Source organism: Nocardia rhamnosiphila NBRC 108938 (genome assembly GCF_000720425.1).
GTDB classification, from domain to species: Bacteria; Actinomycetota; Actinomycetes; order Mycobacteriales; family Mycobacteriaceae; genus Nocardia; species Nocardia rhamnosiphila.
This window is the reverse complement of sequence record NZ_JOAJ01000002.1, coordinates 18924-31602: the sequence shown is the minus strand read 5'-3', so window position 1 is coordinate 31602 and position 12679 is coordinate 18924. Positions and strand designations below refer to the sequence as shown.

At 68.8% G+C, this 12679-nt stretch carries 2 protein-coding genes; both read right to left on the bottom strand.

The annotated features are described in order from the left end of the window. Positions 1 to 64: 64 nt before the first annotated feature. The gene (locus tag IG75_RS0108955) at positions 65 to 1279 is read right to left on the bottom strand and encodes a cytochrome P450 (protein WP_051714424.1); all 1215 of its coding nucleotides are present in this window, start codon (positions 1277 to 1279) and stop codon (positions 65 to 67) included. A gap of 337 nt (positions 1280 to 1616) precedes the next feature. After that, positions 1617 to 12452 carry a non-ribosomal peptide synthetase gene (locus IG75_RS0108950; RefSeq protein WP_156058788.1) on the bottom strand — a complete coding sequence of 3612 codons (10836 nt, stop codon included), beginning with the start codon at positions 12450 to 12452 and terminating at the stop codon, positions 1617 to 1619. Between the last annotated feature and the right edge of the window lie 227 nt (positions 12453 to 12679).

Here is a 12679-nt window from a genome sequence, read left to right as displayed (position 1 = left end):
ACTCTCCGATTCCGATCCGGCACACTGTCTTCGGGCCGCGGGCGGTGGTCGCCGAACCGTTTCGCTACAGCGGGTGCAGCGGCGGCGCGGGCGGAAACACGACCGGTAGTACCGACAGCGCCCGGTGGAACGGTCCCGGACGCCAGGAAAGCTCCTCGACCGGCACCGCCAGCTCCAGTTCCGGGAGCGCGTCGAGCAGCAGGTCGATCGCGGCCTCGACCACCAGGTACGCGGGCGACCGGGCCGGGCAGGCGTGCGGCCCGATACTCCAGGCCAGGTGGGACCGGTTACCGGCGAACTCGTCACCCCGGATGGCCGGATCGTTGTTACACGCGGCCAGACCGATCAGCACCGGCTGATCGGCGGGCAGCCACGTATCGTCCACGAGGACCGGCTGACGCGGATAGGTGGTGCAGAAATTCGCCAGCGGCGGATCGTTGAACAGCACCTCGTCCAGCGCATCCCGGGTGGACAGGCTGCCGCCGAGCATGCTCCCGCCGAAACGTTCATCGGTCATCATCAACAGCAGGGTGTTGACGATGAGGTTCTGCTGCGGTTCCACCCCGGCGCCGTATATGGTGCTCAGGTTGTACAGCGCTTCCTCGTCGTCCAGATTCGACGGATGGTGGACCAGCCTCGACGAGACATCGTCGCCGGGATCGGCTCGTTTCTCGACGATGAGTTCCAGCAACGCCTCGGCGAGATGTTTCATCCCCCATTCCGCGTCGATACCTTCGAAAAGCGCCGCCACCCCGGCCGCCACCCGCTGCCCCAACTCCGGTGTGCATCCGACCATACGGTTGAGTACCTCGAAAACCAGTGGGAACGCATACTGGGAGACGAGATCGGCTTTTCCCGATTCGCAGAACGAGTTGACGAGGGGGACGGCGATCCGTTCCACATCTTGGTGCAACCGGTGCAGATCTATTCCGTCGAGGGCGTACACATGAGCCCGCCGAAAGCGCTGATGCAGTTCGCCACTACTGCGCAGCACGGTCGGGTTCCATTCCATCATCGGCCGTACCGGTGAATCGGCCGGGATGCTTTTCTGCCAATGCCGTGGATCGGCCGGGAACCGTTCGGGATCATTGAGAATTCGAAGAGCGGCGGCGTAGCCGATCACCAGGGTGGCCGGGACGCCCGGCGCCAGTTCGATAGGGACCAGCGCGCCGTGGCGATCCCGCATCGCGGTATAGGCGCCATGCGGATCGTTCGCGAATTCCTCCGAATAGATACTGAAGCGCGGCCCCACCCCTCCGGTGGGTTCGCCGTGGATCATCGGGCACCCGCGGGCAAACGCTGCTTCGGCAACATCGAGGTGTAGTGCACGGTCAAAGACGAGGCTCCAATCGATGGAACAGGTACTCGCCGAGCGCGACCGCTCCCTGTGGACAGGGACGCGGCCCGCTCGGCGAACAGTGCTGTTTCACTGACACATTCGCCGATTCCTACATATCGTTCGGCGATGTCCGCGTCGAGCCATCAGCAATGAAGTCCGTAGGTATCTGCTCTGTGCACGGTACCGGTCGCGGGAAAGTCGCACAGCAAATTCCTGGGGACCGGTGAAAAGCCGTTTCACCGATCCGCCACCGGTAGCCGGGGCTTCCCCCCGGGCGTCACCCGGCACCGGGGTACTCCGCGACGTTCTCACCGAGGATCTCCTCGAAACGGCCGGCCACCCGGTCCGCTTCGGCCGGCTCGACGACATCGGTGGCGTACTCCAGCGATCCGAACAACGCGACCGTGCGGCCGTGGTCGTCTTTCTGCTCGGACAGGATGAGGGAGAGGTCGAAATCCGCAGGGGCCACGACGGTGACGGGCTCCCGGTCCGCAACCACATCGGATCCGCGAAGGTCGGCGGCCGGGATGTTCTGGAAGGCGAGACGAACCCGGAGGTGGTCGCGGATCCGGAGGGTGTCGGCCAGATATTCGAACGGAATATCCTGGTGATCCAGGGCCGCGACGCGAATACGCCCGAGATCGTCCACCAGTTTCGGGAAGTCCGGATCTCCGGACAGGTCGCAGCGTAGGACGAGGAAGTTGGTGAATCGGCCCACCGCGACTTCGAGTCCGGTCTCGGTTCGCCCGGCGGTCGGGGCACATACGGCGATATCGTCCCCGAACCCGAATTCACGCAGGGCCAGGGTGAAGGCGGCGTGCACCACGGTGAACGCACTCGTCACATGGTGATCCGCGAAACCGCGCAGGTCCCGGTAGCGGGTCGGTTCGATATAGATGTAGCGCACCCCGGCGATCGGCTGTGGCGCCGCGGGCGGGCGGTGGAGCCTCGACGGAGGCGGCGGAAGTTCGGCCAGCCGCTCCATCCAGAAAGTCGACTGCCGATCGATCCCGGCGCTCCGGCCGATACCGGCGACCAGGGTGTGCTGCCAGGTCGCGTGCTCGGCGTACTGGATCGGCAACGGTTCCCGGTCCGGCCGCGTCCCCGCGGCGCGGGCCGACAGCGCGGCGGCGAAATCCTGGATCAGGGGCGCGATCGACCATCCGTCCGCCGCGACATGATGCAGTACGACGATCAGCCGGTCCGTTCCGTCCGGGCTCCGGATCAGGCGGACTCGCAGCGGCAGCTCGCGACGCAGGTCGAACGGGCTCAGCTGAGCATCGATATCGATGGGCTCACCGGTGCCGGCCACCACGGCGAAATCCGTCGAACCCGGCGGCAGGATGCGTTGATATCCCGGGAAGACGGTGCGCAGGACCTCGTGGCGGGTGGTCAGATCGACCAGGGCCGCCGAGACGATGTCCGGATCCGCGGCGCGGGCGAAGCGGAGAGCGAACGCGTAGGCGCGGCCGGGCCCTGATGCGCCGCGTTCGCGTTCGTTGAGCTCGACCAGCCGCCGTTGCGGATACGACAATGGGATGACCTCGGGACGGGCGGCGTCGAGCCGGGCGGGCAGTTCGATCGGGCGCGTCGACAGCGTGGCCAGCGCCGCCACCGTGCGGGTTTCGAACACATCCGCCACACTGACCTCGGTACCGAGAGCCGTGCGGACCCGGTTGCGCAGGCGGACGGCCCGGACGGAATCGCCGCCCATCCGGAAGAAATCGTCGTCGATACCCACCGTGGGCAGCTCCAGCACCTCGGCGAATACGGCAGCCAGCACCTTCTCCCGGTCGGTGCGCGGCGGCCGGCCGGTCGACCCGGCGTCGAAATCCGGTTCCGGTAGGGCGTGCACATCGAATTTGCCGTTGACGGTGACAGGCCAGGTGCGGACCCGGGTGATCGCCGCGGGAACCATATGTTCCGGCAGCTGTTGCGCCACTCGTTGCCGGAGTCCCTCGGCCGGAGCCGGGCCGGTAGCGCGCACATAGGCCAGCAACCTGCCGTCGCGCACGATCACCCGGGCCTCCTCGACCCCGTCGGCCGCCGCCAGCACCGTCTCGATCTCGCCCGTTTCGATCCGGAATCCGCGCAACTGCACCTGCTGGTCACCGCGGCCCAGGTGGTGGAGCCGGCCGTCCTGCCAGCGCCCGAGATCACCGGACCGGTACATCCGGGCGCCGGGTGGGCCGGCGGGGTCGGCCACGAACCGCGTCGCGGTGAGGCCCGGCCGCCCGAGGTAACCCTGTGCGACCTGCGCACCGCCGACGTAGATCTCCCCGGGGCTGCCCACCGGCGCCGGCCGCATCCGGGAATCCAGAATGTAGGTGGCGAGCCCGGGTATTGCGCGGCCGACGGGGCTGCCCGGCGCCTGCCGGCCGGCCGTATCCCGGTCCAGCGGCTGCACCGTGACATGCACCGTGGTCTCGGTGATCCCGTACATGTTCACCAGCCGCGGCCGGGTCTCCTCGAAGCGGTCGTACCATTCGGTCAGCCGGGTCGTATCCAGCGCCTCCCCGCCGAAGACGAGATAGCGCAGCGCGTGGGCGGGCTCCCCGCCCGTCCGGTGACCTGCCTCGGCCAGTCCGTAGAACGCCGTCGGGGTCTGGGACAGCACGGTCACCCGCTCCCGGACGAGCAGTTCCCACAGGTCCTCCGGCGACCGTGCGGTCGCGTGGTCGACGATCACCGCGGTGCCGCCGGTGACGAGCGCACCCCACAGTTCCCATACCGCGAAATCGAACGCGAACGAATGGAACACCGCCCACACGTCGGACTCGCCGACTTCGAAGTAGGACAGGGCGCCGGCGAACAGCCGCACCACGTTGCGATGGGTGACCGCGACTCCTTTCGGCCTGCCGGTGGATCCGGAGGTGAAGATGACATACGCCGGATCGTCGGCCCGGGCAGCGACGGCACGCCGCGGTGGTATTCCGGGGGCGGCGGCCGGGGCCGGTTCCACGGAGTCGACGAGCAGCACCGTCCGGTCACCGACCGGCAGTTCCGTCAGCAGGCCGGTGCTGGTGAGCACGAGGGCGGGACGGGCTTCCGCGAGTACGGCTTCCGTGCGGCGGCGTGGCCAGCGCGGGTCGATCGGAAGGTATGCCGCGCCCGACCGCAGGACGGCCAGCAGCGCGACCGGCCACTGCGTGGTGCGCTCGAGCGCCACCGCCACCAGGGCACCCGGGCCGGCACCCGCCCGGATCAATCGCGCCGCGACCGGCTCCGCGCGCCGGGACAGCTCGGCGTAGGTCGAGGTCGTGGTGCCGTCGGTGACGGCGATCCGCCCGGGATGGGCGGCCACGCTCGCGTCGACGAGATCGACCAGGGTGGCCGCCCCGGATTCGACGCCCGCTTGCGCCCACGGCGCCGAGACCTCGGTGCGTTCCATGTCGAGAATCTCGGTGCGTTCGGCGTCGAGGAGCAGATCGATATCGCCGACCGGGCGCTCGGGTTCTTCGACCACCGCCGACAGGAGGCGTACCAGCCGCGCGGCCGTCCGCCGCACCGTGGACTCGTCGAACAGGTCGGCGTCGTAGGTGATCCGTCCATCGAGCCGGTCGGTGGGAGGTCCGTCGACGAAGGTGATCGTGAGGTCGAACATCGGGGCATGGACCGGTAGGACCGGCACCGAGACGTCGAGTTCCGGCAGCTCGACCTCGACCGACGGCAGGTTCTGGTAGGCCAGGAACGCCCGGAACAGCGGCGCCCGGGAGTGCGGGCGGCTCGCCCGCACCGCGTCCACCACGGCGTCGAACGGCAGGTCCGCGTGCGCCATCGCCGCCAGGTCGGTACGGCGGGTGCGGGTGAGCAGCGTGCCGAACCCTTCGGCCGGATCGATACGGGTGCGCAGGACCACGGTGTTGACGAACATCCCGACGAGATCTTCGAGGGCCGCGTCGCCCCGTCCGGCGACCGGCACACCGATGGCCACATCCGTCTCGCTCGACATCCGGCTCAGCAGTAGCGCCGTGGCGGCGTGCACCACCATGAACACGGTCGCGTCGTTGCTCCGCGCCAGCGACCGCAATCGCGCGGCGGTATCGGAGTCGATGACGAATTCGACCGACCCGCCGGACGCGGAGGGTACGGCCGGGCGGCTGCGGTCGGCGGGAAACCCGGACTGCTCCGGCAATCCGGCCAGTTCCGCACGCCAGTAGGCGAGTTGGGTGGCGGCGAGCGAGCCGGGGTCGCCCGCGTCGCCGAGCAGTCGCCGATGCCACAGTGTGTAGTCCGCGTAGTGGACCGGCAGTGGGTCCCACCCCGGCCGCGTGCCGCGCGCCCGCGACGTGTAGGCCGTCATCAGGTCGCGTGCCAGTGGACCCGTCGACCACCCGTCGACGGCAATATGGTGGGCGACCACGAGGAGGACGTGGTCGGTGCCCGGCCCGGTGTGATCGGCGCGCCGGAACAGGAACATACGGACCGGCACCTCGGCCGTGACGTCGAAACCGGCCACGGTGGCCTCGTGGATACGCGCCGCCAGCTCCGTCTCGTCGGCCACCGTGATCAGCGGTGGCACCGCGTCGCCCACCGGAGCCGGCAGCACCTGCTGGACGGGGCCGCCCGGGTCTTCGGGATAGCTGGTGCGCAGGGTTTCGTGGCGGGCCACGACGTCGGAGATCGCCGCCCGCAGGGCCGCGATATCCAGTTCGCCCGTCAGGCGGATCGCCAGCGGAATGTTGTAGGACGCGGAGTCGAGAGCGGACTGGTTGAGCAACCACATCCGCTGCTGGGCCGGGGACGGCGGAATGCGTGCGGGACGCGGTCCGGCGGTCGGCGCCTCGTGTCCGGCACCGGCCAGTTCCCCGGCGCGGATCGCCAGTTCGGTCACCGTCGGCGCCTCGAACAGCGTACGCACCGGTACCCGGGTGTCCAGCGCCGCACCGAGGCGGGCCGCGACCTGGACCGCCACCAGTGAATTGCCACCGAGATCGAAGAAGTCGTCCTCGGCACCGACCTTCTCGACGCCCAGGAACTCGGCGAAGAGTCCGGCGATGATCGTTTCGACTGCACCGGCCGGAGCGCGGAATTCGCGCCGCAACCGGGTGGGTGCCGGTAGCGCCGTCCGATCGAATTTGCCGGTCGGGGTCAATGGGACCTCGTCCAGCGCCACGATCGCGCTGGGCGTCATATGCGACGGGAGGAGGGTGGCCGCGAACCGTCTCACTTCCTCGGCATCGATGCGGTGGCCCGGCGCGGCGACGAGATAGGCCACGAGGGTGGTTTCACCGGGGACCATCTCCCGCCCGAGGGTGCGAGCGAAAGCGACGGCGGGGTGACGGGCCAGCACGGAATCGATCTCGCCGGGTTCGATACGGAAACCACGGATCTTGATCTGGAAGTCCGAGCGGCCCACATAGTCGAGTTCCCGGTGCACCGCGGCCACGGCGGTATTGCCGGCGCGCCGGCCGGGTGCGGCATACCAGCGCACCACATCCCCGGTGCGGTACAGGCGCGTACCCGCCGGGCCCCACGGGCTGGCGACGAATCGGCCGGCGGTCGCGGCCGGCCGGTGGTGATAGCCGCGGGCCAGGCCGGCACCGGTGAGGTACAGCTCACCGAGCACTCCAGGTGGAACCGGCCGCAGCCGCTCGTCGAGTACCAGCGCCGACGTGCCCGGTACCGGGTCACCGATGGTGATGTGCGCGCCCGGAACCGGTTTCGCGAACGAGGAGATGATGGTGGTCTCGGTGGGACCGTAGGTGTTGAGGTAGGTGCGCCCGGGTATCCACTGCGCCAGCAGATCCCCGGTGGTCACATCGCCACCGACCGAAACCACCTGGAGCGCGTATGCGGCGGTGGGTTCCATGGTGCCCAGCACCGCCGGGGTGGTGATCGTATGTGTCACTTGTTCGGCACGGACGAGTTCGGTCAGATCCGGGCCACCGATGATCTCCGCGGGCGCGACGACCAGGGTGGCGCCGGTGGCGGCCGCGCACATCCACTCCAGTACCGAGGGATCGAAGCTCGGCGAACAGATGTGCAGGAGCCGGTGGCGCGGCCGCAGGCCGTACTGCGTCGTCATGGTGTCGACCAGAGCGCGCAGCCCCGAATGGGTGACCGTCACGCCCTTGGGTAGACCGGTCGAGCCGGAGGTGTAGATGACATAGGCCGGATGCCGTACCTCGAGTGCGGCGACCCGGTCGGTATCGCCGACCGGCGCGGCCGATCGCGCCTCGATCTGTGCGCCGGTCACCGGATCGTCCAACCACAACCAGTCCACCTCGGCGGGTAGCCGTGCCGTGAACTCGCTACCGGTCAATCCCAGCACGGCACCGGAGTCGGCGACCATATGCCGTATCCGGGCTTCCGGATACGCCGGATCCACCGGTACATGCGCACCCCCGGTCTTCGCCACGGCCCAGAACGCGGCCACCATGGTCGCGGACCGTGGGAACGCCAGAGCGACCACCCGCTCCGGCCCCACACCCCGCTCGATGAGAACCCGCGCCAGACGCGAGGAGTACTCGTCCAGTTCCCGGTAGGTGGTCGAACGACCCCGATAGCGGATCGCGATCTGCGCCGGGTCGCGGGCCGCACCGTGGGCCAGCATCTCCGGCAGCAGACCGGTCGCCGTGACCGCATTGTCCGGCACCCGGGTGAGGAGCGCGTGCTCGGTGGCGTCGAGCAGGGGCAGGTCACCCACCGGTGTCCGCGGGGCGGCGGTGATCGCGGCCAGCAGTCGCCGGAATCGCTGACCGAAGACCTCGACGGTTTCCGGATCGAACAGATCCCGGGCGAACGAGAATTCCGCGGCCAGACTTCCGTCGACCTCGGATCGCTGTCCGATGGTCAGCAGCAGATCGGATTTCGCGAGGCCGGCATCGATGTCGAGGGCCGCCACGCGCAGTCCGGGCAACTCGAGTTCGTGCCGCGGCATGTTCTCGAACGACAGCGCCACCTGGAACAGCGGATGGAGTGCCGTCGACCGTCGTGGGTTCAGCAGCTCCACCAGCCGCTCGAAGGGTACGTCGGCATGGTCGAAGGCTTCCAGATCGTTCTCTCTGATCGCGGCCAGCACCTCCGTGAACGGGGCGGCGCCCGGCACCCGGGACCGCAGCACCAGGGTGTTCACGAACATGCCGACCATATCGTCGAGTTCGGCCGCACCGCGACCCGCGACCGGCGTGCCGATGGCGATATCGCCGCTCCCCGACAGGCGCGCCAGGAACACCGCGAACGCCGCGTGCACCACCATGAACAAGGTCGCGTTGTTGTCCCGGGCCAGCGTGTCGAGCGCCTGTGCCGACTCCGCTTCGATCGAGAATCGCACCCGTCCACCCGCGAACGAACGTACCGCCGGGCGCGGCCGGTCGGCGGGCAGGTTCAGCTCGTCGGGCAGTCCGGCCAGCGCGGCTCGCCAATAGGCGATCTGCCGCGCGCCGAGACTGCCCGGGTCGTCCTCCGCGCCGAGCACATCACGCTGCCACAGTGCGTAGTCGGCGTACTGCACCGGGAGCGGTGTCCAGGCCGGAGCGACGCCGGCGGTGCGCGCCTCGTACGCCGCCATCACATCCCGGGTCAACGGAGCCATCGACCAGCCGTCGGCGCTGATGTGGTGCACCACGAACACCAGTACATGTTCGGGCATATCCCGCTCGGCGCGGCGGAACAGGACCGTCCGCACGGGCACCGCGGCGGTCACATCGAACCCGGCCGAGATCTCGGCGATGATGCGCGGGCGCAGCTCCTCCTCGGTCACGGGGATCGGGGTGAGGTCCGCGTGCACCTGCCCGGCCGGCACGATCTGCTGGTGGGGGACACCGTCCCGCTCCGGGTAAACCGTCCGCAACACTTCGTGCCGGTCGATCACATCGGCCATCGCCTGCCGTAGTACCGCCGGGTCCAGGTGCCCGGCCAGGCCGACGACCGCCGCGATATTGTCCACGCCCGCGACGGAATCGAACCGGTTGAGAAACCACATCCGCTGCTGCGCGGGCGAGAGCGGAACATGTTCCGGACGTGGGCCCGGCACCGGGGCGGAACGGCCCTCGGTACCGTCCTGCCGGGTGGCGTGCGCCGCCAGCGCGGCCACCGTGCCGGCCTCGAACACATCCTGCGCGGTGATCCGCCACCCCTGTGCCCGGGCCCGCGATACCACCTGGAGCGCGGCGATGCTGTCGCCGCCGAGTTCGAAGAAATCGTCGTCGGCGCCGGCCTCCCGCACGGCCAGCAGTTCCGTGTAGATCTGCGCGATAACCTTCTCGGCCTCGGTGACCGGGGCGCGGAATTCGCGCGGCACGAACTCGGGGGCGGGCAGGGCCCGGCGGTCCACCTTGCCGTTCGGTGTCGACGGCAGTTCGTCCAGGACGACCACGGCCGCCGGCACCATATAGGCGGGCAGTGTCTCGCGCACCGCGTCCAATAGTTCGGTCCGGTCGATCCGGGCGCCGGGGACCGGGACCACATAGGCCACCAGCCGGTCGCCCGGTTCGGCCGCCGCCACCACCGCGACCGCCTGACCGACCGACCGCTGTCGCAGCAAGGCTGTTTCGATCTCCCCGAGTTCGATGCGCTGACCGCGCAGCTTGACCTGGAAGTCGATCCGGCCCAGGTGGTCGAGCACGCCGCGGGAGCCGATCGCGCGCCAACACGCCAGATCGCCTGTGCGATACATCCGCAGCCCGGTGCCGAACGGATCGGCCACGAATCGGTCCGCGGTCAGATCCGGCCGTGTCGCATAGCCACGGGCCAGCTGGACACCGGCCAGATACAACTCGCCCACCACACCCGGCGGTACCGGGCGGAGCCGGGAATCCAGGACGTACACCCGGGTGTTCCACTCCGGCACACCGATGGGCACGCCGATGTCCTCGGTGCCGCCGGCGTGCCAGGAGGTCACCGATACGGCGGCCTCGGTCGGACCGTACAGATTGTGCACTTTCGCGTCGGAGATCGCGGAAACAGCCGCCACGGTCTCCGCCGGTAACGTTTCCCCGATCACGAAGACATCGCGCAGGGTGGGGACGGCGCCGGCCGGGGTGTGCGCGGCGAACGCCGCCAAGAGCGACGGTACGAAATCGGTGACCGTCACTCCGTACGCCGCAATGGTTTCCGCGAGATAGTCCGGATCGCGATGACCATCCGGTTCGGCGACGACGAGGGTTGCGCCGGCCCGCAACGGCAGGAAATGGCCCCACACCGAGACATCGAATGTGGCCGCCGTCTTCTGCAGGTACACGTCGCCGGCGGTGATCCCGTATTCGGCCTGCATCCACCGGATCTGGTTGTCGATCGCGGCGTGGGACACCACGACCCCTTTGGGGCGCCCCGTCGATCCCGAAGTGAAGATCACGTATGCCGTATTGCCGGGACGTACCGGTTGCCGCAGTTCACCCGGACGCACCGGAGTGCTGTCGAATTCGTCGGTGCCGGGTGTGTCGATACGCAGAACGGGAACCGCGCCGGGCAGCTGATCGGACTCGGCGGCCGTGATGAGTACACAGACCGGCCGCACCGTATCCAATACGTAGGCGATGCGCTCGCGTGGGTGCTCGAGATCGAGCGGCACGAACGCGGCGCCGGCGGTGAGAATCGCGTAGAGGGCGACGATCGAGTCGGGCGATCGCCGAGCCGTCACCGCGACGACACACTCGGGCCCCACCCCCTCGGCGATCAGCAACCGGGCCAGCCGGTTGACCCGGGCATCGAACTCCCGGTACGTCCAGGTCACGCCCGCACCGGCCACCGCGACCCGGTCCGGATAGGCGGCCGCCGCGCGGGCATACCCCGCGTGCAGCAGCTCCGGCACCAGCGGACGGTCCGTGGCGTTCCACTCGGTCAGCAGCAGACGCTGTTCGCTCGCACCGAGAACTTCCAGTTCCGCCACCGGCAGATCCGGTGCGGCGGAGATCATCCGGCGCAGGTACGACATGAAGCGCGAATGATGTTCGTGAGCCCGATCCACCGAATACCGGCGCATATTGAATTCGAAATTTATGCGATAGCGGAGACCGTTACCCGACGGGTGGATATTGACCACGAGATCGTCGACCATGCCCGCGGACAGAGTATGTACGCGTCCCGTGGCGGAACCCAGCCGAATATCTCCGAAGAACGGCATGATATTGATTCGCGGACCCAATTCACCCGAGGTGTTCTGTACGGTAGATCCGGCATGGCGCCGAATTTCGGCGTACGGATAGTGCTGATGCCGCACGGCGCCGATGACGGCCAGCCGGATCGAGCGAACGAGATCGGCCACGGTCAGGTCTGTGCCGACGGCGATACGCAGCGGCACGACATTGGACACGGCGCCGGCCGAGCGGCGCAGCACGGCCGTGGTCCGGGCCGCGACCGTGAGGCCGACCAGCACATCGTGGCGGCCGGTGAGCCGAGCCAGGTACGAGACGAACGCCGCCGTGACGAGGTCGGTGTCCGTGCAGTGCAGCCGTTCTGCCGCTGCCGTGATCAGCATGCTGTCGGGCTCGGACAGCTCACCCCGCACGGTGTACCCGATCGCCGACGGCGGGCCTTGGCGATCGGACAGTCCGGGCCCCGGGCTGTATCCCCTCATTCGCTCGGCCCAATATGCCCGGTCCGCCGCCGCTCGGGGGCTGTCCCGGTAGGCCCTTTCGGCCGCCACCACTTCGGATAGAGCGGTGGCGTGCAGCGGTTCCGGCGCCTGTCCGGACACCAGCGCCGAGTAGTGCTGCCCGATCCGCTCGATCAGTGTGATGGCGCCGTAACCGTCCAGGACGAGGTGGTGGGCCCGCAGATACCAGAACCAGCGCGCGTCGGCGAGCCGGATCAGCGCGCTGCGAACCAGCCGGTCGCGCACCGGATCCACCGGATGTGTCACATCGGCACGCATCCACTCGTGCGCCGCCGCCTCCGGGTCGTCCGCCTTCCGCGTATCGACCCGGTGCAGTACCGACTCCAGCGCCGGGTCCACCAGCTGGGACGGGCCGGCGCCGTTCTCGGCGATTCGCACGTACGCCGACTCCAATTCCCGTCCCGCGGCGATACCGGCCCTGCGCAACATGTCCGGGTCGAGATCGTCATGGATATCCACGTACATCGCGATATTGATCGGAACATCCGGATGGAACTGCTGCAGTTGCCACATCGCGGACTGCGCCGAGGACAGCCCGAACCAACCCCTACCCATCACACCCACCAGGAATCTCCCCGACCCCGTTGATCATTTCCGGCAATAACGTATCGGCGGATTGTCGCGTGCGATACCCCCCATAATTCGGGGCAGCAACCGTGAGTGGCGATTTCGACGTTGTGGCACGAGTCCGGCGGACGTCGAGGGGTGACAGGTCCCCGCCTATCGGTCGTCGAGGCCGCTCGTCGCGCACCGCGGCCCGCCGCTGCCGGGCGATCCGGTCG

Bases quoted from the DNA above. Each gene is read 5' to 3' on its own strand.
- IG75_RS0108955 (WP_051714424.1), bottom strand. From the start codon at position 1,279: ATGATCCACGGCGAACCCACCGGAGGGGTGGGGCCGCGCTTCAGTATC.
- IG75_RS0108950 (WP_156058788.1), bottom strand. From the start codon at position 12,452: ATGGGTAGGGGTTGGTTCGGGCTGTCCTCGGCGCAGTCCGCGATGTGG.